Genomic DNA, 22,182 nt, shown 5'->3' on the forward strand with positions numbered 1-22,182 from the left:
TCTCGGTTCCTACCGGATCCAATTCTACAGCGCCAATTACAACGATATCCGCGAGGCAGGAACTATTCTGGAAGCAGTATCCGCCAATGTGGCTGACTTTATGCGGTCCTTTGAAATTTACCACGCGCAACAGCGCGACCAGCAGCTTTCCCGATCGGTGAAAGAGATGCGCAGCGCGCAACGGCCATAGAAGAGGCGCTCGAGACCTCCTTTGCGCAAGCGGGGCGGGCCGGTTGCCGCTCTGCCGTTCACGGGCATGCAGATGCCGCCGGAGGCGGCCGGCACCTCCATCGGCATCGGCCACCCGCGGCTTCGCTCTGCGCCTCGAAGCGCGTGCTGCCGCAGACCGATCTCATGCGATCAGGAAGATCGCCGGTTGATCGAAGGAAAAAGCGCGAAGAGTAGAGAAAAACGCGAAGAGTTGCGATGGCCGGGCGCGGGCCACCTGCTTCTCTCGGGTCTGTTCCCGCCCCGGGGTCAGCCCCAGGCGCCGATCAGCGCATCGGCATCCGTGATCACCGCGACATTCTGCAGCGCGTAATTCACCGAAGCCGTGTGCCATTCCGCGTTCATCGTGGAGCAGCAATCCTCCGGCACGACCATGAAATAGCCCTTGTCCGCGCCCGTGCGCGAAGTGTGCTCGATCGACATGTTGGTCCAGGCGCCGGTGACGATAACGATGTCGCGCTTCAGCGCCTTCAGCACCGTTTCGAGCCGCGTGCCCTCCCAGGCGCTCATGCGCTGCTTCTCGACGACATGATCGCCGGGCTGGGCCTCGAGCCCCGGCACGGGTGCCACGCCCCAGCTGCCGCGCACCAGCGCGCGCGCATCGGCGAGGCCCTCGAAGAGCGGCGCGTTCATCGTGACACCGGGGCAGCCCGGCTCCACCACGAACCAGACATGGATGACGGGTATGCCGCGCTGCCTAGCCGCCGCTGCGAGGCGCGCGGCGTTGCCGATGGCGTTCTGCTCGCGGCAATGGACGGGGGAGCCGGAAGAGGCGAAGGCGCCGCCCTCCATCACCACATCGTTCTGCATATCCTGGATGATCAGCGCACAGCGGGAGGAATCGAGCGCATAGCCCGGCGCGGCCTTCTTCGCGCCGTTCCGGCCGATGCTCGCGCCGGCCTGCGGGGCGGAAGCGCGGCCGCTCGTGCCCTGTCGCATATAGGGCTCGGTGCGCGGCCCCACCTTGGTTTCCACCGCATAGACCGAATGCGTTGCGGTGAGGAACAGGGTGCGGAAATCCGGCCCGCCCCAGGTGAGGTTGCCGACGAGTTCCGGCACGCGCAGCTTGCCGATCAGCCGACCATCCGGCGCATAGGTCCAGACGCCGCCCGGCCCGCAGAGCCAGACATTGCCGAAAAGGTCGCATTTCATGCCGTCCGGCACGCCCGGCTCGCTCGCCGAGACGATGCCCGAGGCGAAGATGCGACCGTTGGACAGCATTCCATCCGGCTTCACATCGAAGACGCGGATGACGTGCTGCACCGTGTCGTTGATATAGAGACGGGATTCATCCGGCGAGAAACACAACCCGTTGGGCTGGTCGAACAGCATGCGTTCCACCAGCAATTGCGGCTGCCCGCCACCGGGCGGGATGCGATAGACGCCCTGAAACCCGAGTTGCCTTGGTCGTTCCACGCCATAAACCGGCATGCGACCATACCAGGGGTCGGAGAAATAGATCGCCCCGTCGCTCTTCACGACGACATCATTGGGGCTGTTGAGTTCGCGGCCTTCGAAATGCGAGGCAAGCACCTCGCGCCTTCCATCCGTGCGCTCGCGCACGAGGGTCGAGGTCGCATGCTCGCAGACGATGAGGTTCAGGTCGGCATCATAGGTCATGCCGTTGCATTTATTCGCCGGGCGCATCACCTCGGTGACGCCCGCGCGATCCCAGCGGCGGCGCACATCGCCCGGCATGTCCGAGAACAGGAGGTGATGATCCCGCGGATGCCAGATCGGGCCTTCCGTGAACTGGAAGCCGGTGCCGATCTGGCGAACCGGAGCCCAGAGGTCGACGAGTTCGGCAAAAGCCGGGTCCAGCGCGACATGCGTTGTCATGTGCTTCCCTCCGCCGGGTCAGGAACGCGGGCTCAGACCGGGAACCAGTTGCGCTTCGGCACGCTTTGGACCAGCGGGCCGGGCACGGCCATGTCGAGCCGGCCCGTGACCTGCCCGGCCTCGATCCTCGCAGGCTTGTCATGCACCGGCAGCAGGAAGCGCGAGCCGTTGAGCAGCTTCTTGATCGCGGCCTTTTCCTGCCTTTTCGTGGTGCCGTGATTGCCGGTGACGCGCGGCTCATCGGCATGGATTTCGTGATATGGGTCCACGATCTGGTCGTTGAAATCATAGATCACGTCGCCGCAGATGGTCGCGCGCCCCTCGGCGGTGTCGACATGGATGTTCATCGAGCCCTCCGTATGGGCACCCGCCGCCTCAAGGTAGCAGCCGGGGAAAAGCTCGATCATCCCGGTGAGTTCGAGATCCTCGAGGCGCAGGGCGTGCTTCGTGTGCAGGCGGTCGATCAGGTGCTTGATGTCCGGCGCGGGGTATTGCGGATGCATGAGGCCCGAGACGGAATATTCGAGTTCCCGCCGGTTCACGATCACCGTGGTGTTCATGGGGAAGAGCTCGTCCTTCCCGGCATGGTCGATATGGAGATGCGTATGCGCGACGTAGCGCACATCGCCCATGCGCACGCCGTGTTTCATCAGCTGGTTCTCGATCATGTTCTCGTGGAATTGCAGGCCCCGCATGCCGAGGCTTTCCATGATCTGGTTGTGGCGATAGCCGGTATCGACCACCACGGGCCAGGGCCCGCCAAGGATCAGGAAGCCGTAGGTATAGGTGCGCTTGCGCTGGCCGCAACCGCGACCCAGCACGAGGAAGCTCGATTCCAGCTCGATATCGCCATAATCGAGCACCTTGATTTCCAGCGGCATGGGGAGTTCCTCCTCGTTATCTGAGCTTGTAGGTCTGGCGGGCGGTGCCCGCGAAAATCTGCGCCTGCTCGGCTTCGGGCAGCGAAGCCGCCGCCGCGCGATGGGCGGAGATCAGATCGGCATGGCTCGTCCAGAGCTTCTCGATCGGGAAATTCGAGCCAAAGAGACAGCGTGAGGCGCCGAACATCGCCACCGTCTCGGCGAGGATGAAGGCGATATGGGCCGGGTCGTTCCGGCGCAGGAAAGTGCCGAGGCCCGAGAGCTTGCTGACGACATTCGGTTGCCTGGCGAGAAGCTTCATGCCCGAACGCCACTCGGCGATGCCCGCTTCCGACAGGTCTTCGAGCATCCCCGCATGCTGGAGCACGAAGGTGACCTTCGGGCAGGCGGCCGCGAGTTCCGCGGCGCCCGCCATCTGCCCCGCGAAGACCTGCAGATCGAAGCTCCAGCCGTAATCGCCAAGCCGCGCGACATTGCGCTGGAGAACCGGATCGCGGGCGAGTTCGGGGCCGGATGCGAAGCGGTAGAGCGGGTTTTCGTGCCAGTGGAGCTGCATGCGCACGCCGAGCATGGATGGCTCCTTGGCGAGCGCATCAAGAGCGGGGCGGATATCCTCCGCGAGCAGGTCGGCATGGGCGACAATGCCCACCGGGAACTCCGCGCGCTTTGCCGATTCCGCCACGAAACGCACTTCATCCAGCGCCCGCGCCGGTGCCCAGTTCGCCTGCACATAGACCGCGCCGGTGATGCCGCTGCCGGCGGCATCGGCCAGATATTCCTCGATTTCGTAATCCCGGCGGATCGGCTCATAGGGCCCGAAGATGCGCGGCTGCATCGGCCCCGTCAGCCAGGGCAGATCGGCCTGTCGCCAGATGTGGAAATGGGCGTCGATCATGCCGCCCTCCCCTTTAACATCGGCTCGCCCTGCCCGAGCGCGAGCAGATGCCGACAGATCGCGGCGGTGGAATTGCCGTTGGAGAGCGAGGCAAGCATCGGGCGGATCGCCGCAAGGGCTTCCGTCTGCGGCTGGTAATCCGGATCGGCGGCGAGCGGCGAAAGCCAGTCGATGCGGAAGGCGCGCGCCGCAAGCCGCCGCACGGCACCGATCATCGCGCCGGGATCGCCGCGTTCGAGCCCGTCCGAGAGGATCGCCACCACCGCGCCGCGCGCATAGCCCGCGAAACGCGGCACGGCGAGGAAGGCCGCGAGCGCATCCCCGATCCGCGTGCCCCCATCCCAATCCGCCACAAGCCCCGAGGCCTGCGCGAGCGCCTGCTCGCGGTTGCGCAGTTTCAGCGCCCGCGTGACCCGTGTGAGGCGTGTGCCGAAGGTGAAGACCTCGACCCGTGGCGCGCTCTGCACGATGACATGCGCCAAAGCGAGATTGGCATCGGTGCGGCTCTTCATCGAGCCGGAAACATCGATCATCAGGAGGATCGGCCGGGGACGGCTCGCGCGCCGGCGGCGGGTGAGCCGCATCACATCGCCATCGGTGCGGATCGCAGCGCGCAGGCTGCGGGCCAGATCGATCGAGGCCCCGCGCCGTGCCCGCCGGAACCGATAGCCGCGCCGGCGGGGAAGCGCCGCCGGCAGATTTCGTGCGAAACGGGCGAGAACATCGCTCGCATCCGGCGGCCTGAGCGCGCGGATCGCCAGGGCCTCGGCTTCGATCGCCTGCTGGCCCGTTTCGTTGACGTTCTCGCCGATGAGGATTTCGCGGCTGCCCGCCTCCTCCTGCACGTTCATTTCCTCGTCAGGCTGCCAATCGTCGGCCTCGCCCGGCTCGGCGGCACCGCCGAGGAAGTGGAAATCGAACAGGGCGTCAAACCTCTCGCGCTGCTGCGGCTGCGGCCCCAGCGTCGCCCAGGCGGCCTGCCGCACCTGTTCCAGCGAGCGGGGGCCGAGAAGGGTGATCGCCTCGAGGAACGTGATGGTCTGGTCAGGCGAGACAGCGAAGCCATGCTCCCGCAGCAGGTTCGGAAAAGCCACGAAGGGGCGTGATGCCGCAGGGAGAACCGACCCGCTCATGCCGCCACCGGCGCGATGAGGGAATCGAGCCGGGGCCGGAGGAAGGCGAGATCTTCCTCGTCCTTCAACGCTGCACCGATCGAGCGCCGGAAGGCATCCGGCCAGGGCGTGCCGGTGCGCGCGAGCGCGGTCGCGGCCTCCGCCCAGTCCACGGCTTCGGCCACGCCCGGCGGCTTGGTCAGCGGCTCCTGCCGCAACAGGCCCACGGCGCGCACCACGGCCCGCGCGGTTGCCTCCGCCACGGCCGAGGAGCGCAGCATGATGATGGCCGCCTCGCGCTGCGGATCGGGGTAGGCGATGTAATGGTAGATGCAGCGGCGACGCAGAGCCTCATGCAGGTCTCGCGTGCGGTTCGAGGTGAGGATCACCACGGGACGCTCGGCCGCGCGCAAGGTTCCGCGCTCGGGGATGGAGATCGAGAAATCCGACAGGAATTCCAGCAGGAAAGCCTCGAATTCATGGTCGGAACGGGCGATTTCGTCGATGAGCAGCACGGTCGATTCCGGCCGCCGCAGGGCGGCGAGCATCGGCCGCTCGATCAGGAAATCGTCGCGATAGAGATCGGCGCTCTCGCCTTCCCGCGCCTGCCGGATCGCGAGCATCTGGCGCGGATAGTTCCATTCATAGAGCGCGGCGCTGGCATCGATCCCCTCGAAGCATTGGAGGCGGATCAATTGCCGCCCGAGAATGCCGGAAAGAGCCTTCGCGGCCTCGGTCTTGCCCACCCCCGGCGCACCTTCGAGCAGCAGCGGCTTGCCAAGCGCAAGCGAGAGGAAGGCGGCGGTCGCGATGCCGTCATCCGCGAGGTAATAGGCCGCACGCAGGGCTTCCGAGAGGGCTTCGGGGCTCGAAAGACCGTTGGGGAGCGCGCGGATCGTCATGATTCAGGGCTCATGGCTCAGAGCGCTCCGCCACGACGCTGTTGCGGCTTCGCGCCGCCATTCGCCCGGATGCCGCGCAGGATCTTCTCCGGCGTGATCGGCAGCTCGTTCACCCGCACGCCGATCGCGTTGTAGACGGCATTGGCGATGGCCGGCAGAACGGGGTTCGCGCACATCTCGCCCGGCCCCTTGCCGCCGAAGGGCCCATCGGGCGCGGGACGCTCGAGAATGGTGATCGAATAGGGCGCGATGTCGCCCGGACCGGGCATCAGATACTCGTTGAAATCGCGCGGACCGTGATCGGGATTGGGGTAATAGGGCTCGGGCGTTTCATAAAGCGCATGGCTCAACCCCATCCAGGCGCCGCCCACGAGCTGCTGCTCCACCATTTTCGGGTTGATGACGCGGCCGAGTTCATAGGCCGAATTCATGCCGAGCACGGTGACCTCGCCCGTCTCGTCATCCACCTCCACATCCGCCACGAGGCAGGCATGGGCGAAGGCCGTGTTGGGGTTCATCTCGCCGGTCTCGGGATCGACGGAAGAGAGCGGGATCAGGAAGATGCCCCGCCCGGCAATGGTCTTGCCCTGCTTGAACTGCGCGGCCTGCGCCGTGGCCCGCACCGTGATCGAGCGCGAGGGCGCGCCCTTCACATGGATGTTGCCCTTGCCATCCGTCACGAGATCGGCCGCGTTCACCTCCAGCTCCTCGGCCGCAGCTTCAAGCAGCACGCCCCTCGCCTCGCGGGCGGCGGCAATCACGGCATTGCCCATGCGGTGCGTGCCTCGCGAGGCAAAGGAGCCCATGTCATGCGGGCCGGTATCGCTGTCGGCGGTGTCGACATAGACATCCTCGATCGGCACGCCGAGCGTCTCCGCCGCCACCTGCCGGGTCACCTGCTTCATGCCCTGCCCCAGATCGATGGCGGAGAGCGCAACGGTGAACTTGCCGTCGGGGTTGGAATGGATCAGCGCCTGGCTGGGATCGCCGCCGAGATTCATGCCGATCGGGTAATTGACGGACGCCATGCCGCGCCCCTTGAAGCGAGCCATCTCAGCGTCTCCGCGTGCCGAAAACCGAGGAGAAACGATGCGCGCCATGCTGGGAGGCCGGGCCGGCGGCGGGTGCAGCAGGCGCGGGTGCAGCAGGCGCGGGTGGCGGCGGCTGGTAGGCCGGAGGCGGTGTTGCGGCCGCAGGACGATAGGGCTCGTATTGCGGAACGGCCGGTGGCTTGGCGCGGTTTTCGGTCGAGCCTTCCATGATCGGCTGCCTGGTCATGGGGATGCGCATGGTTCCCGCCGGCAGGGTTTGCGTCGGGCGGCCATTGCGTGTTTCCGGCCGGCCGATCCGGCCATTCTCGTCGATCGGCGTCGCGGGGATTTCCGCGCGCGCGCCGCCGCCGCCCGTCAGCGAGGACTGGCGCTTCGCCTCTTCCGAGAGCGGCCAGCGGGCCTTCTCCGCCGCGACCTGCACGCATTCGATCAGGGCTGTGTTCTTCGCCACCCGGCGATGCGCTTTCATGTCGCCGTCGCGATAGGCGTTGAGGATGCGGAACTCCATCGGGTCCATGCCGCAGGCCTCGGCGCCCTTGTCCATGTGGACTTCCAGCGCGAAATCCACCGCCGTGATGCCGAAGCCGCGCATGGCCGTGGAGGGGCAACGATTCGTGTAGGCCACATAGATGTCGGAGGCGACATTCGGGATCGTGTAGGGCCCCGGCAGATGCGCCGTGCATTTGATGGCGGCGTAGCTCGAAAGGCGCGTATAGGCGCCGGCATCGAAATAGGAGCGGATATGCCGCGCGAGAATGCGCCCGTCGCGCGCGATGCCATCCTTGATGTAGATGCGCTCGGCGCCGCGCGGGCTGCCATAGAGCATCTCCTCCTCGCGATCGAGCACATAGCGCACCGGCCGCCCGGTCATCATCGCGCCGAGGATGGAGAGCGGCTCGGTGAGGGAATCCACCTTGCCGCCGAAGCCACCGCCCACCGTGCCGCCAATGAAGTGGAGCCGGTTGGAATCGAGATTCACGATCTTCGCAGCCGTGCCCAGCGAGAAGAACAGGCCCTGCGCGCAGGAATGCACCACGAAGCGTTCATTCTGCTCCGGTGCCGCGATCGAGCCGTTGGTCTCAGTCGGCGCATGCTCGATCGGCGACATCTGGTAGCGTTCCTCGACGATGAACTCGGCCATCGCAAAGGCGCGCTCGACATCGCCAAAGCGAAGCTTCTGGTGATCGAATTTCTCGTGATATTCAAAGCAATTGCCGGGATAGGTCTCGTTCACCACCGGCGCGCCGGGCTTCAAGGCCTCCTCGACATCGAAGATGGTTGGAAGCGGGTCATATTCCACCCGCACCAGGGCGCGCGCGGCCAGCGCCTGCGCCTCGCTCTCGGCGATGATCGCGACGATCGGCTCGCCCTTGTAGCGCACCTTGTCTACCGCGAGGGTGGGTTCGTCATCCTTGCCGAAATTGATGAGTGAGAGCAGCGTGTTCTTGTTCACCGGCACATCCGCGCCGGAGAGAATGCGCTTCACACCCGGCGCGCGCTCGGCCGCGGAGATGTCGATGCGGCGGATGCGGGCATGATGATGCGGCGAGCGCACGACCTTGAGATGCAGCAAACCCTCGAAGGCATGGTCGTCGAAGAAGGGCGAGCGTCCGGTCACATGGCCGGGCATGTCCTGCCGCTGGATGCCCTTGCCCACGACATTGAGGTTGTCGTCGCGCTCGTTCTGGAAGAGATCCTTGCGGAATTCCATGGCATCAGCCTCCTTCAGGATCGGCTTGGCGCGGGCATGGCGCGCGCGGCGGCGAGGATGGCCTGGATGATCGGCTCGTAGCCGGTGCAGCGGCAGATGTTGCCGGCGATGGCGTCGATCACCTCCTCGCGGCCGGGGTTCGGGTTGCGGTCCAGCAGCGCCTTCGCGGCCATCAGCATGCCCGGCGTGCAGAAGCCGCACTGCGCGGCGAAATGCTCCATGAAGGCGTTCTGCAGGGGGTGCAGATTCGGCCCGTCCGCCATGCCGGAGACGGTTTCGATGCTGGCCCCCTCGCAGGAAGCCGCGAGCGTGAGGCAGGAGAGCCGAAGCTCGCCATCCATCAGCACAGAACAGGTGCCGCAGGAGCCCTGCCCGCAGCCATATTTCGGGCCGAAATCATTGAGTCCGCGCCGGAGCACGGTGAGGAGGTTGTCGGCCGGATCGGCAAAGGCCGCGCGATCGGAGCCGTTGAGCCGGAATTGCACGGGAACTTTCGCCATCACGCCCTCCCTAGCCTCGCTCGCCAAGCAACCGCGCGAGATGCACCGGCAGCACCTCGCGGCGATACCAGCCGGTCGCGATCGCGTCGGTCGCAGGGGCTGCGCCTTCGAGCGCGGCCGCGCGGGCCGCAGCGATGCCGGTCGCGTCAAGCACCTTGCCTTCCAGCGCCCGCTCGACCCCCCGCGCGCGCATCGGCATCGGCGCCATGGCCCCGTAAGTGACGCGCGCCTGCCCGATGCGGCTCGCGCTGCCCGGCAGATGCGCCGCGATCGAGAGCACCGAGAGGCCCTTGGGCTTCACGCGGCTGACCTTCACGAAGCGGAAATCAGCCGGGTTCTGCGGCCGGTTGAACTGCACGCCCGCCACGAGACGCGCCTCACCGCGCGAACGACCCGCGAGCCATTCCTCCAGCGGCATGGCGCGCGGGCTGCCATAGCCGGCGAGCACCATCACCTGCGCATCGAGCGCCAGCAGGGCGACGGTGAAATCGCCATAGGGCGTCTCGGCGAAGAGATTGCCGCCAATCGTCGCCATGTTGCGGATGCCCGGGCCACCCACCGCGCGCGCCGGCGCATGCAGGAAGCCAAGCTCGCGATTGGCGAGAACCATCGCCATGGTCACGCCGGCGCCGAATTCGACGCGGTTGCCGGAGACCTGCATCTGCCGGAAGGCAGGGTCGGTGATGCGCAGCAGGGTTCCCTCCGTCAGCCGCCCCTCATTCACATCGCGCATCACGAGCGTGCCGCCCGAGAGGAGCCTTGTGCCGGGATCGGCGGCGAGGATGCCGGCGGCTTCGGAAAGGCTCTGGGCGACCCGGAGGGCAAGCGGCATTTCAGGCTCCCGTTTCGAGCAGTTGCGGCAGCTGGCGCACGGCTTCCATGCCCGCGACATAGACCTCCTCGCCCACAAGGCGCGCGAACTCTTCCTCGCGTCCCGCAGGCGTGGTGAAGCGGCTTTCCCAGTGCCAGAAGCTGCGATTGCCATCGGTGACCGGCAGAAGCCGGATATGCGAGACATAGTTGAAGAGCGGGATGGGCGTGTCGAGCAGGCAATAGCTGAAGCTCATCTCGAGGTCGGAGAGGCTCAGAAGCTGCTCGCGCAATTCGCTGCCATCGCGCAGGGTGACGCGGCGCACGCAGCCCACCTTGTCCACCGGGTGGCCGCGCTCGATCTGGCTCGTCGCCACGATCGGGTGATGCTGGTCAAGCGCGTTGAAATCGCGCACCACCGCCCAGAGGCGATCCACCGGAACATCGATGATCGTGCTGCGAACCACGCGCGGCATCTCAGCCTCCGAACGACCGCTTCAGCGCGTCAAACCCGCCCTGAAACACGTTGCCGCCAATGCCGGAGACGAGATCGGCCTCCTTGTCGGGGGCGCAATCGAATTCAGCCGACCATTCGATGAAGGTGCGGTCCTGGTCGGTGATGGGCGTCAGGCGCAGGGTCGCGACGTAGTTCGTCAGCGGCATGGGACTGTCGAGGATCGAGTAGGTGCAGAACATATCGTAATCCGACAGACCGAGAAGCTGCTCACGCAGCCGGTCGCCGTTCCGGAGCGAGAAGGCCCGGACGCAGCCAACCTTGTCGGCCGGCTCGCCATTCTCAATGCGGCTTTCGGCAATGGCCGGGTGCCAGTTCGGCAGGCCATTGAAATCCCGCACACGGGCCCAGACCCGGCTCGCGGGAGCGTTGATCACGCTGGATGCATAGACGCGCGCCATGGTTCACCCCGTCATTTCTTCTCGCCGCCGCCATCTTTCGGCTTGGGCGGCTGGGCGTCCTTGGCGACGCGTTGCAAGTCGGAGGCCTCGCGCATCAGCCCGCCCATCTTGGTGAGGCTGCCGCCCTCGATGCCGATCTCCTTCAGCACCTCGTCGATGAGCGGGGCCTGCACCCGGTAGCGCAGCGCACTCTCGATCACCTCGTCGGTGGGCGTGCGCGCAACCGAGCTGCCGCCCGCGCCACCGAGGCCATCGACATGCAGGATCTTGATGCCGTCGATCTTCTCCATCGGCTTGACGCTCTCGCGCACGATGCCCTCGATCCGGTCGAGCAGGCGGCGGCGGAACAATCCGTAGCGGGCCCCATCCGTGAGCACATTCTCGGCCTCGTAGAGGAGGCGCTGCGCTTCGGCTTCCACCGCGCGGCGCACCTTTTCGGCCTCGGCGGCGATGCGGGTTTCCTCGGCCGCCTTCTCGGCCATTATCACTTCCACGGTCTTGCGACGCTTCGCGGTCTCGCTCTCCTGAACGGTCTTGACCATTTCGGCGGCTTCCACGGCCTTGGCCTTGGCGATCTCCGCCTGGGCTGCGGCCGCGCTCTCTTCCAGCGACTTGGTGTAGAGCGTGATGGCCTTTTCCATCGCCGCATTCTCGACATCGCGCTCGCGCTCGATCTCGAGCTTGCGCAGATCGCGCTGGCGTCCGACGCGGGCTTCATCGAGGCCACGATCGGAAGCGATGCGCGCGCGTTCCACCTCTTCGTTCGAGGCGATCTGCGCTTCCTGAAGCGCCTGCAGGCGCGCGATCTCGAGCTGCTCGATCACACGCTTGCGCTCGAGGCGGGCGGCTTCCAGCGCCTGCTCGCGGGCAACATCCGTGCGCTCCACTTCCTGCTTCGCGACGATTTCCGCCTGCCGCAGGGCCTTGTCGGCATCGGTGCGCTCGGCCTTCTTGGCAGCGACGATGATGGCGCGATCCTCCTCGGCGAGTTCAACCACGCGCTTCTGATCGATCTGCAGGATCTCACGCGTCCTGCTGGAGGCGATGCGCTCCTCCTCGATCTTGAGTTCGGCGGCGATTCGCTGGCGCTCCACGGCATCGCGGCGCTGGATTTCCGCCGCCTCGAGTTCCTCGGCCCGGCGAATTTCAAGCCGGCGCGTTGCGAGTTCGGAGGCGATGCGCTCGGCGGCGATCGCCTTTTCCTGCGCGATGCGCGCGGCTTCGGTCGCCTCGCGCGCCGAGATCTCGGCCGTTTCGACCACCTTGTTGCGCTCGATCTCGAGCTTCCGGCGCCCCTCCTCGAAGCTGATCCGCTCGGCGGTGACGGCATTTTCCTGCGCGATGCGGGCCTTTTCCACGGCCTCGCGCGCGGCGATCTCGGCCTCGTCCAAAGCCTGGTTCCGCGCGATCTCGAGGTTGCGGACTTCCTGCTCGCGCCCGATGCGCTCGGCATTGACGAGCGCTTCCTGCGTGATCCGCGCCTTTTCGGTGGATTCACGCGCGGCGATCTCGGCGGCTTCGAGCATCCGCGTGCGCTCGATTTCCTTCTGGCGCGTCTCGAGATCGGAGGCGATGCGCGCGGCCTGGATGGTCTTTTCGTTGGTGATGCGCGCCTTCTCGATCTCCTCGCGCGCCGCGATTTCCGCCGCCTCCACTGCCTTGGTGCGCTCGATCTCGCGCTGGCGTACCTCGCGCTCGGAGGAAATCCGCGCCTCGCTGATCGCCCGATCATTGGCGATCTTGGCCTTCTCGATTTCCTCGCGGGAGAGGATCTGCGCCTGCTCGGCCTCGGTATCGCGGGCGGCGCGCTCGCGGGCCACCTCGGCGCGCTGCATGGCGCGGCGGATCTCGATCTCGCGCTGCTGTTCAAGGCGCGCGGTCTCGCTCTCGCGCTCGATATCCAGCGCCTGCCGTTCGGCCTCGAGATTGCGGGTGCGAATCCTGATCATCGATTCCTGCTCGATGTCGTTGCGCAGCTTCCGCTTTTCCTCGATTTCCCCGATGATGCGCGTAAGGCCTTCCGCATCAAAGCGGTTGGAGGGGTTGAAATATTGCAGATCGGTCTGGTCGAGATCGGTGATCGCCACCGATTCCAGCACAAGGCCGTTCTGCTCCATCATGTCGACGGCGGCATCCCGCACACGCTGCACATAGAGCCCGCGCTGCTCGTGCATCTCCTCCATCGACATTTCCGAGGCGACCGAACGCAGGGCCGAGATGAACTTGCCCGAGAGCAGGGCATTGAGCTGCTCCGGCTGCAGCGTGCGCCGGCCAAGGGTGGCCGCGGCGATGGAAACGGACGGCTTGTCGGGCCGGACGCGGACATAGAATTCCGCATCGATATCGACGCGCATCCGGTCCCGCGTGATCAGCGCATCCTGGTTGGCGCGGGTAACCGCCATGCGCAGGACATTCATGTTCACCGGCGTGACATCATGGATGATCGGCAGCACGAAGGCGCCGCCATTGATCACCACCTTCTCGCCGAAGAGGCCGGTTCGGACGAACGACACCTCCTTCGAGGAGCGGCGATAGAGCCAGTTCACCAGGTAGACGAGGATCGCGATCACGATCACCGCCACGATGAGCCAGAGAATGAGCGTTCCGATCAATTGCCCGGTCATGTCACGTTTCTCCCCTCAGCCTGCCCGGTTCACGCCGTTTGAGGCGTGCCGCCCATGCGGCCGATTGTCTTGAAAGCCCTGGTCTGTTCGAAGATCGCCACTTCCACCGGCAGGCGCTCCATCGAGGACGCGCCGTAGAAGCCGTGGCAATGGCGGGTCTTCTTCATGATGAAATCGGCATCCGGCGGCTCAGCGACCGGCCCGCCATGCGCGAGGATGATGGCATCCGGCTTGACCGCGAGAGCCGCCGCCGCCCAGGCATCGACGATGGCCGGGCAATCCTCGAGCTTGAGCGCGGTTTCCGCGCCAATCGAGCCGCCGGTCGTGAGCCCGAGATGGCAGACGATGATATCCGCGCCCGCCTTCGCCATGGCCGCGGCGTCGGCTTCGGAGAAGACGTAAGGCGTGGTGAGAAGGCCCTTCTGCGCGGCAAGGCGGATCATCTCGACCTCGAGGCCGAAGCCCATGCCGGTTTCCTCGAGATTCTGCCGGAACACACCGTCAATCAGCCCGACAGTCGGGAAATTCTGCACGCCGGAGAAACCAATGCGCTGCACCTCATCGAGGAACACATCCATCTCGCGGAAGGGGTCCGTGCCGCAGATACCCGCGATCACCGGGGTCTTCCTCACCACCGGCAGAACCTCGCTCGCCATGTCCATCACGATGGCATTGGCATCGCCATAGGGCATCAGGCCCGAGAGCGAGCCGCGCCCGGCCATGCGGAAGCGGCCGGAATTGTAGATGACGATGAGATCGATGTCGCCCGCTTCCTCGCATTTCGCGGAAAGGCCCGTGCCGGCCCCGCCGCCGATGATCGGCTCGCCGCGCGCGATCATCGCGCGGTAGCGGGCGAGCAGTTCGGTTCGGGAAAAGCGGGGCATGTCTCAGGTCCTGCCGGCAGCGCCCTTGAAGCGGCCCTGATGCAGCGCGCGGAAATGCTGCGCGAGGGCCGCCGCGAAGGCGGGGTCGTTGATGTGAAGCGGAAGACGGATCAGCTGCCGGCTCGCCGTGACACGCACGGTCTCGGCCAACGCATCGAAAAGCGCCGCATCCGCTGCCGGATCCCAGAAGGGCTGGCCCGGTGCATCGAGCGCCGAAACGCCGCCCTCGGGGAGGAGGAAGCGCACCTGGCCTTCCATCTGGTTCAGGCGCTCGCCGATCCAGCGGCCCATGCGGCGGTTCTCCTCCGCATTGGTGCGCATCAGCGTGATCTGTGGATTGTGGGGATAAAAGAGCCGCTGGCCATAATGCGCGGGCACGGTTTCGGGCGCTGCGAAATTCACCATGTCGAGCGCGCCGACCGAGCCGACATAGGGGATTTTCGTACGGATGATCGCGCCGAAGCGATCCTCGGTGGCGGGCAGCATGCCGCCCATCATCATGTCGCAGATTTCGGTCGTGGAGACGTCGATCACGCCCGGCACCAGCCCGGAATCGATGAGCTTTTCCATCGAGCGGCCGCCAACGCCGGTCGCATGGAACACCAGCGTTTCCCAATCCTTTTCGATGAGGCGCGTCACCTGCTGCACGCAAGGGGTGGTGACGCCGAACATCGTGAGGCCGACGAGGGGCCTCTCCGGAGCCGCGCGGCGTATCGCGGGGCCGTGCTGCTGCTCGTGGAAGGCCCGTGCCATCGCCGCCATGGCCTGCGCCGCATTGCCGAGCACCGCGCGCGAGACCCGGTTCAGCCCCTGAACATCGGTCACCGAATGCATCATGGTGATGTCGGTCGGGCCGATATAGGCCGCGACATTGCCGGATGCCATGGTCGAGACCATCAGCTTGGGCACGCCCACCGGCAGGGTCTGCATGCCGGCGGTGACGATCGCCGTGCCGCCGGAGCCGCCCGCCGAGATGATGCCGATCACCCCCTGCTGGCGCGCCATCCAGGCGCGGAAAGCATCCGTCATCGCCGCGACGGCCTTGCCGCGATCCCCCGAGGCGATGCCGGCCGAACCGGTCGGCAGCGCGAGCGCCACCTCCTGCGCCGAGACATCGGCGCCCTGGTTGCGGCCATTGGTCGAGAGATCGACGAGCCGCGTGCGCAGCCCCGCGGCCTTGATGATGTCGCGCAGGTAGCGCAGCTCCTCGCCCTTGGTGTCGAGCGTGCCGGCGATGATGACATGCGGCTCCTGCGGCGCACGCGCCGCGAGCGGGGAGACATCACCCACACGCCGGCCATCGATGGTGGCGAGAATCGGCCGCGAGATCGTGCGGGCCTGCGCCTCGATCCGCGCCGCCGGAACATCCTGCGACCAGCGCGTGGGCAAGGTCGGGTTGGCGATGTAGACACGGATCGGCCCTTGCGGAGCGGCAGGCGCCGGACGCGCCTCGCCGGCCGGCTGCCCGTCTGCCGGCGCTTCCGTTTCGTCGTGACTGTGGCGACCGACGCCCAGCAGCCGCTGCTGGAGATCGCGATCCGCCGCGATCACCGAAGAGGCGATCACCCGGTGAATGCGCCCGTTGACCATGATGGCGATGGTGTCGGACATCTGGGTCGCGACGCCGATATTCTGCTCGATGACGAGGATCGAGACATCGCCCTCCGCCGCAAGGCGCACCAGCGTTTCCTCGACATGCGCCACGATCACCGGGGCGAGCCCCTCGGTCGGCTCGTCCATGATGAGCAGGCGCGGGTTCATCAGCAGCGCGCGGCTGATCGCCAGCATCTGCTGCTCGCCACCGGAAAGCTGGCCTCCACCGTTCCGCCGCCGCTCGGCAAGGCGGGGGAAGACGTCATAGATGCGCTCGGGCGTCCAGGCGCCCTTCCCGCGCGACATCAGGCGGAGATGTTCGTCGACCGTCAGCGAGCGCCAGAGCCGCCGCCCCTGCGGCACATAGCCGATACCGAGCCGCGCGATCTCCGCCGGCTTGCGGCCCACCAGTTCCTCGCCCATGAAGCGGATGGAGCCGGAAGAGACCGGCACAAGGCCCATGATCGCCTTGCACATCGTGGTCTTGCCCATGCCGTTGCGGCCGACGACCGCGAGCACGCCGGAAGGCAGGGTGAGATCCACGCCCTGCACGGCATGCGAGCGACCGTAGAACACGTTCAGGCCCTGCAGCTGAAGGACAGGCGCGCCAGCGCCGCGCGAGCCGCGTTCAATCATGGCCGCCTCCCAGATACAGTTCCTGCACCTCCGGATCGTCCTCGATCTCTTCCGGGCGGCCTTCCTTGAAGATGCGGCCATTATGCATCATCGTAACGCTTTCGACGACGCGCAGGGCCACGTCCATGTCGTGCTCGATGATGATGTAGCCGATATGGTTCGGCAGGGTCGTGAGGATCGAGACAAGGTCGCGACGCTCGGTCGGGGAAAGCCCCGCCGCCGGCTCATCGAACAGGATGAAGCGCGGCGCGCCCGACAGCGCGAGAGCGATCTCGAGCTGGCGCTGCTGGCCATAGGCCAGTTCGCCGACAAGTCGGTTCTTCTCGGCGGCGAGATGCACCGCCTCCACCAGCGTTTCCGCCGCATGCACGAGCGAGTCATCCCGGCGCGGGGGGATCAGCGAGAAGCGGTTGCGCGAAACACCCCGGCAGGCGAGATAGACGTTGTCGATCACCGAGAGCCCCGCGAAGAGCGAGGAGATCTGGTAGGTGCGCCGCAATCCGCGCCGGATGCGCTCATGCGGAGGAAAGGTGGTGACGTCCTCGCCGAAGAAGCGGATCAGCCCGGTCGTCGGCAGGAAATCGCCGGTGATGCAGTTGAAGAGCGTGGTCTTGCCCGCGCCGTTCGAGCCGAGAACCGCGCGCCTCTCGCCAGGGCGCACCGAGAGCGTCACATCGGAAATCGCGGCGAGCGCGCCGAACATCTTGGTGATGCCACGCAGTTCCAGCGCGTTGCCGGCGCTGACATGGGCCTGCCCCAGCGAAACGGGGCGTGGCGGGTTCACGGGCGCGTTCATGCCGCACCTCCCGCGCCATCGGCCTCGCGCCGCTGCCGGCGCGCGCGCCAGCGATCCCACAGGCCCAGCACGCCATCGGGCGAGAACAGGACCACCGCAAGGAAGCCAAGGCCGATGATCAGCTTGAAGCGCTCGGCCGAGAAGCCGAAAAACCCGAGGATGTCCGGCGAGAAGACCTGCAGCAGCACATAGATGAAAGCGCCGATGAACGGCCCCAGCGGGCGCCGCATGCCGCCGACCACCGCCACCACCAGCACGTCGATCGCGGCCGGAATGCCGATCGTGCCGGGCGCGATCTGCGCATTCTGCCAGACGAGCAGGATGCCACCGGCAGAGGCGAACACGCTCGCAAGCGCATAGGCCGCGACGCGATGCGCGGTGACATTGAAGCCGAGCGCCGCCATGCGGCGGGGATTGTCGCGCACGCCCTGCAAGGCCAGCCCGAAGGGCGAGCGCGAGACATAGAGCACCGCCCCATAGGAGAGCGCGGCCAGCGCCAGGCTGAGATAGTAGAACGGCACGGGATCGCGCCAGTTCACCCCGAAAAGCGGCGGCGGCAGCACGAGGTTGAAGCCGGAATAGCCGTTGAAGATCGTGTAGTTCTGCCGCGTGAAATAGAAGAAGGCCGCGGCGATCGCCAGCGTGATCATGATGGTGTAGATGCCCTCGGTTCGCACGGCCAGCGCGCCCGCGACCGTGGCGAAAAGGGCCGCCATCAGGAAGGCGGCGGGGATCACGATCCACCAGGCCAGCCCGAGGCTGACCGTGACCGTGCCGGAGGAGCCAAGGATCGCGACCATGTAGCCGGCCACCCCGGCAATGGTCATCTGCAGCAGGCTCACCATGCCTCCATAGCCGGCAAGGAACATGAGGCTGAGCCCGATCATCCCCAGGATGAAGGTCCAGCCCATCACCTGGAAGAGCCAGAAACTGTTCGCGACCACCGGCAGGAAAACAAGCACGACCGCCAGCGCCCACCAGGACGCGGGGATGCGCTCGAACCAGAGTTTCTGGTCAGCGCGGTTCACAAAGCGGGGAGCATGTTCGGTCATGGCCATGGATCAGCGCCTCGAACCGAGAAGACCCTGTGGGCGGAAGGCCAGCACCGCCGCCATGATCAGGAAGGTGAAGACCACGGAATAGGTCGGCGCATAGACAAAGCCCATCTGCTCGGTCACGCCGATGATGATCGCGCCGATGGCCGCACCCACGATGGAGCCCATGCCACCGACGATCACCACCACGAGGCTCGCGAGCAGGAAGCGCGTATCCTCGCCCGGCGAGAGCGACTGGAAGGTGCCGCCGATGATGCCGGCCATGCCGGCAAGGCCCGCACCGAAGCCGAACACCACAAGAAAGACGAGTTGGATGCGCACGCCGGAGGCCGCGAGCATCTCGCGGTCATCCACGCCCGCGCGGATCAGCATGCCGACGGCCGTGCGGTTGAGCACCAGCCACATCACGACTCCGATCACGATCGCGGCGATCAGGATCCAGACGCGCACCGCCGGGTAGCGCAGCCAGTTCGTGGCACCCGTATTGGCATTGATGGAGTTGATGATCGGCAATTCCATCGGCCCCTGCAGGAAGGCCGGCGCGAGAATCGAATAGGATTGCCCGCCCCAGAACCAGAGCATCAGATCAGCCAGCACGATGGAAATGCCGATGCTCACGAGGGTCTGGCGCAGTTCCTCGCCCTCCATCTTCGAGAAGATGAAACGCTGCATCAAGAGGCCCAGCAGGCCCACGACGACGAACACGATGGGGAAGGTCAGGAACCATGAGCCGGTGACGTTCGAGATCTCGTAGCCGAGATAGCCGCCGAGCAGGAACAGCGAGCCATGCGCGAGATTCACCACGCGCATCAGCCCGAAGATGAGGGTGAAGCCCGCCGCGACAAGGAAATAAAGCGCGCCGAGCGTGATGCCGCCGAGCAAGGCATTGAGGAAGATCTGCTTGCGACCCCATTTCGCCACCAGTTCCGGAGGCCAGGGCGCGAAGACAAGCCAGAGGAAGATCACGATGAGGATCGCGATGATCAGGCTCCGGATCGGATTGCGCTTGATGATGTCATCCATCGCGGCGGCTCGCGGAAGATCCTGACCTGGGGCCGGCCTCGCCTTGTTGCAGCGGTTGACCGGACCCGGATGGCGCCCCTTCGCCACCCTTGCCCTCAAAGCTTAGAATGACAGCCCCATGGCACGCTTTCCCGAACGTCTCATCTTTCCGAATGCGTCGCGGGAGGCTCAATGGACCGCCCCGAGTACGCTGCGCCGGTAGGCGCTGGGCGGCACCACGCCATTCGCGATGAAGAAGCGCGAAAAGCTCGCGGGCGTCGCAAAGCCGAGATCGAGGCCTATTTCCGACACGGTCTCCTCGCCGCGCGCCAGCCGCTCGATGGCGCGTTCCATGCGCAGGGCGTTGAGATAGAGGGTCGGCGGCAGGCCCATCTGCTCGCGGAACAGCTTGAAGAAATGCGGGCGCGACAAGCCCGCCGCCCGCGAGATCGTGCCAAGGTCGATGGGCTCGCTCAAGGCTTCGCCGAGCAGGCTGATGGCGCGGCGGATGCGGAAATCGCGGAAGCCGAAGCGCGACCGGTCTCCGGCCCGCCCGCCGGCCTGCCATTGCCAGGTCTGGTCGAAGGCAGCCTGCGTCAATGCCCCGAGGCGATCCTCGAAACTGCCGTCATCCCCTCGATGGGAAGCCAGCAGCCGCGCCGTGTCGGCGACAAGCCGGGCGATATGGTCGTCCATGCTCACGACCGGGCGGCCAAAGCGCAGGATCTCGGATGCCTGCCCGCTCGCCTCCACGAACCAGGCGGGGCGGATATAGAGCACCAGCGTGAGCGTGGGGGCGCGGCGATCCACCGGCAGGAAGTAATGCGGCTGCCAGGGGCTGATCGCGGTGGCTTCCATCGGGTTCAGCGGGTGGGCCCGTCCGTCGATCACGACCTTCGCGGCTGGTCCGCGGACATGGAAGATCAGATGCCCTTCCCGATGGGCATGTGGCACCATGGGCCGATCCAGCTCATAGAGGCAGGCTCGCCCGAACGCACCATGTGCGACAGCGTGAGCAACGCTCATCCGTTTCCTCCCGCAGTTCTTTTTTCGCAGCTGGAAATGAATTTACAAGGTGCCAGCAAACTGGCAACCGACCATTCCGGAGAAAGATAAAATTGTCTTGGTCTCACCAGGCAGCCTCGAGAATCTCTCGGCAATCGCCTGCGGTAAGGCGACGCGGATTGGCAAGGGCGGCCGGATCATTCGCGGCCATCTCGGCAAAGCGGTCGAAGCGGCCGCGATCGATGCCGATCTCGCGCAGGCTCGTGGGAAGGCCGAGCCCGCGCGCGAAGGCGCCGATTTCGATGCTGAGCGAGGCTTTTCCCTCGCGGCTTGCGAGGGTCCTGGCGAGCGCGGCATAGCGATCCCCCACGGCCTGCGCGTTGAAATCGGCCACCGCCGCCAGCAGCGGCGCATGGAGATCGCCGGGCAGGAAGCCCGCGCGGAGTTCCGCCTGGATCGGCAGGGCCAGCGCATCCACGCCGCCCACGGCCTTCTCCAGCGCGAGACCGGCGGTCATCGCGGCGGCCATCACCTCGCGCAGAGCCTCGCGATTGCCGGGTGCGCCCAGCACCACTGGCAGCCAGCGCGTCATCCGGCGCACGGCTTCGAGCGCGAGCCCGTCCGCCGGCGGGTTGTAGCTGGGGCTGGCATAGGCCTCGATGGCATGGACCATGATCTCCATGGCCGAGGCGGCGATCCGGCGAATCGGCGCATGTTCGAGCACCGTGGGATCGACGATTACCCGGTCCGGCCGGGGACAGATGGCGGGGCGGCCATCGCGCGGGCGAACATGGCGGCCAAGACCAAGATCGAACACGCCGACCGGCACCGCGATCACCGTGAGGCGCCCACCTTGCCGGCTGGCCTCGGCCGCGACCAGTCGCGCCTGACCGATGGCCTTTGCCCCACCCACCGCCACGAGCGTGCCGGTGCCGATTTCCTTGAGGTGCGAAAGTGCCGTGCGCGTTTCCCCGCGGGAGGGTGCGCCGGCCGTCACATTCCGGACGGTGAGTGCGATGCCGCCAAGCACTTCTCGCACGCGGTTGAGGGCAGCCTCGACGCCGGGTTCGTCATCGGTCAGCAACAGGGCATTTGAGAAAGCGCCGGTCTCTTCCGGCAGGGCATCCTCGATGGCAGCCTCGGCGAAATGAGTCCGAGTGAGATAGCCTATCAGGGTCATCGGCAGCACTCCCGGCGAGGGCGATCTGACGTCGCCCATTGGTTTTTTCGCGAAGGAGAAAACGATGGGCCCCGGAGGGCCCACCGCGTTGTCGATGTCGGTGAAGGGGCGCGATCAGCCGCCCGAGCGCAGCTTGGCGCAATCCACGACCGTGCGTGAGGGCAGGCCGAGGGCGCGGAACTGCTCGGCCGTCATGCCCAAGGTCTGGGTCACGTTGTCGGTGCGCGCGACCATCTTCGTGGTCATGTTGCCATCCGGCCCGTCCACGACCTCGTTGATGAAGACCGTGCCGGTCGCCTGGCGGTTCTCGTTCAGCGTGATCTTGCCGACCGGGCTGTCGAGCTGAAGCTTGTTCAGCGCGTCCTTGAACTTCGCCTGCCCGTTCGAGAGATCGCCACCGGCTGCCTCGAGGCCTTTGATCGCCGCGAGCGTCGCCGTGTAGTAGCCGAGGCCGAAGAGCGAGGGCGTCGGCAGGCGCTGGGCGGCCGGCCACGCTTCCTGATAGCGCTTCACGTAGGAAGTCCAGGCCGGATCGGGGTTGTCGGTCGCGAAGGGGCCGGAA

21 protein-coding genes are annotated in these 22,182 nt (G+C 66.3%); 1 reads left to right on the top strand and 20 read right to left on the bottom strand.

Features of this window, described 5'->3' with window-relative positions; genetic code table 11:
* A partial coding sequence (locus ACKODO_RS01160) for a hypothetical protein (protein WP_408981627.1) occupies window positions 1–190 on the top strand: 190 nt, incomplete at its 5' end.
* 287 nt (window positions 191–477) lie between these two features.
* Here ACKODO_RS01160 and ACKODO_RS01165 read toward each other — a convergent pair.
* The 20 genes from ACKODO_RS01165 to ACKODO_RS01260 form a co-directional block, all read right to left on the bottom strand.
* Window positions 478–2,067, bottom strand: coding sequence for an isochorismatase family protein (locus ACKODO_RS01165; protein WP_408981628.1), 1,590 nt, complete (start codon window positions 2,065–2,067; stop codon window positions 478–480).
* Window positions 2,068–2,099: 32 nt separating this feature from the next.
* A complete protein-coding gene (locus ACKODO_RS01170) occupies window positions 2,100–2,948 on the bottom strand; it encodes an MBL fold metallo-hydrolase (RefSeq protein WP_408981629.1) in 849 nt (282 codons plus the stop codon).
* A 16-nt stretch (window positions 2,949–2,964) separates the two neighbouring features.
* Window positions 2,965–3,843: an amidohydrolase family protein gene (locus ACKODO_RS01175; protein WP_408981630.1), complete on the bottom strand. Its 879-nt coding sequence runs from the start codon at window positions 3,841–3,843 to the stop codon at window positions 2,965–2,967.
* Window positions 3,840–4,976, bottom strand: a complete 1,137-nt coding sequence (locus ACKODO_RS01180) for a vWA domain-containing protein (protein ID WP_408981631.1) — start codon at window positions 4,974–4,976, stop codon at window positions 3,840–3,842. The genes ACKODO_RS01175 and ACKODO_RS01180 overlap by 4 nt, the downstream gene beginning before the upstream one ends.
* Complete coding sequence (locus tag ACKODO_RS01185) at window positions 4,973–5,857, bottom strand: AAA family ATPase (RefSeq protein WP_408981632.1); 885 nt, start codon at window positions 5,855–5,857, stop codon at window positions 4,973–4,975. Before ACKODO_RS01185 ends, ACKODO_RS01180 begins: the two co-directional genes overlap by 4 nt.
* Window positions 5,858–5,874: 17 nt before the next feature.
* A complete protein-coding gene (locus ACKODO_RS01190; protein ID WP_408981633.1) occupies window positions 5,875–6,909 on the bottom strand; it encodes a xanthine dehydrogenase family protein molybdopterin-binding subunit in 1,035 nt (344 codons plus the stop codon).
* Between the two features lies 1 nt (window position 6,910).
* Entirely contained in the window at window positions 6,911–8,620 is a 1,710-nt protein-coding gene (locus ACKODO_RS01195) for a xanthine dehydrogenase family protein molybdopterin-binding subunit (RefSeq protein WP_408981634.1), read from the bottom strand.
* Window positions 8,621–8,634: 14 nt separating this feature from the next.
* Complete coding sequence (locus tag ACKODO_RS01200) at window positions 8,635–9,120, bottom strand: (2Fe-2S)-binding protein (protein ID WP_408981635.1); 486 nt, start codon at window positions 9,118–9,120, stop codon at window positions 8,635–8,637.
* Between the two features lie 10 nt (window positions 9,121–9,130).
* The gene (locus ACKODO_RS01205; RefSeq protein WP_408981636.1) at window positions 9,131–9,952 is read right to left on the bottom strand and encodes an FAD binding domain-containing protein; all 822 of its coding nucleotides are present in this window, start codon (window positions 9,950–9,952) and stop codon (window positions 9,131–9,133) included.
* 1 nt (window position 9,953) lies between these two features.
* A complete protein-coding gene (locus ACKODO_RS01210; RefSeq protein WP_408981637.1) occupies window positions 9,954–10,406 on the bottom strand; it encodes an SRPBCC family protein in 453 nt (150 codons plus the stop codon).
* Window position 10,407: 1 nt separating this feature from the next.
* On the bottom strand, window positions 10,408–10,845 hold the full coding sequence (locus ACKODO_RS01215; protein WP_408981638.1) for an SRPBCC family protein: 438 nt from the start codon (window positions 10,843–10,845) through the stop codon (window positions 10,408–10,410).
* A gap of 11 nt (window positions 10,846–10,856) precedes the next feature.
* Window positions 10,857–13,469, bottom strand: coding sequence for a flotillin domain-containing protein (locus tag ACKODO_RS01220; RefSeq protein WP_408981639.1), 2,613 nt, complete (start codon window positions 13,467–13,469; stop codon window positions 10,857–10,859).
* A gap of 29 nt (window positions 13,470–13,498) precedes the next feature.
* Entirely contained in the window at window positions 13,499–14,353 is an 855-nt protein-coding gene (locus ACKODO_RS01225) for a phosphoenolpyruvate hydrolase family protein (RefSeq protein WP_408981640.1), read from the bottom strand.
* Between the two features lie 3 nt (window positions 14,354–14,356).
* Window positions 14,357–16,582 carry an ABC transporter permease gene (locus ACKODO_RS01230; RefSeq protein WP_408981641.1) on the bottom strand — a complete coding sequence of 742 codons (2,226 nt, stop codon included), beginning with the start codon at window positions 16,580–16,582 and terminating at the stop codon, window positions 14,357–14,359.
* Window positions 16,575–17,378 (bottom strand): ABC transporter ATP-binding protein, encoded by an 804-nt coding sequence (locus ACKODO_RS01235; protein WP_408981642.1) that lies wholly within the window; start codon window positions 17,376–17,378, stop codon window positions 16,575–16,577. The genes ACKODO_RS01230 and ACKODO_RS01235 overlap by 8 nt, the downstream gene beginning before the upstream one ends.
* On the bottom strand, window positions 17,375–18,436 hold the full coding sequence (locus tag ACKODO_RS01240) for an ABC transporter permease subunit (protein ID WP_408981643.1): 1,062 nt from the start codon (window positions 18,434–18,436) through the stop codon (window positions 17,375–17,377). Before ACKODO_RS01240 ends, ACKODO_RS01235 begins: the two co-directional genes overlap by 4 nt.
* A 3-nt stretch (window positions 18,437–18,439) precedes the next feature.
* Window positions 18,440–19,456: a branched-chain amino acid ABC transporter permease gene (locus ACKODO_RS01245; RefSeq protein ID WP_408981644.1), complete on the bottom strand. Its 1,017-nt coding sequence runs from the start codon at window positions 19,454–19,456 to the stop codon at window positions 18,440–18,442.
* 168 nt (window positions 19,457–19,624) lie between these two features.
* Window positions 19,625–20,461 carry an AraC family transcriptional regulator gene (locus ACKODO_RS01250; protein WP_408981645.1) on the bottom strand — a complete coding sequence of 279 codons (837 nt, stop codon included), beginning with the start codon at window positions 20,459–20,461 and terminating at the stop codon, window positions 19,625–19,627.
* Between the two features lie 103 nt (window positions 20,462–20,564).
* A complete protein-coding gene (locus tag ACKODO_RS01255; RefSeq protein ID WP_408981646.1) occupies window positions 20,565–21,620 on the bottom strand; it encodes an iron-containing alcohol dehydrogenase family protein in 1,056 nt (351 codons plus the stop codon).
* 114 nt (window positions 21,621–21,734) lie between these two features.
* The coding region (locus ACKODO_RS01260; protein WP_408981647.1) for an ABC transporter substrate-binding protein at window positions 21,735–22,182 on the bottom strand (448 nt) is incomplete at its 5' end.

It is taken from the genome of Rhabdaerophilum sp., assembly GCF_046092605.1.
Taxonomy (GTDB): Bacteria; Pseudomonadota; Alphaproteobacteria; order Rhizobiales; family Beijerinckiaceae; genus Rhabdaerophilum.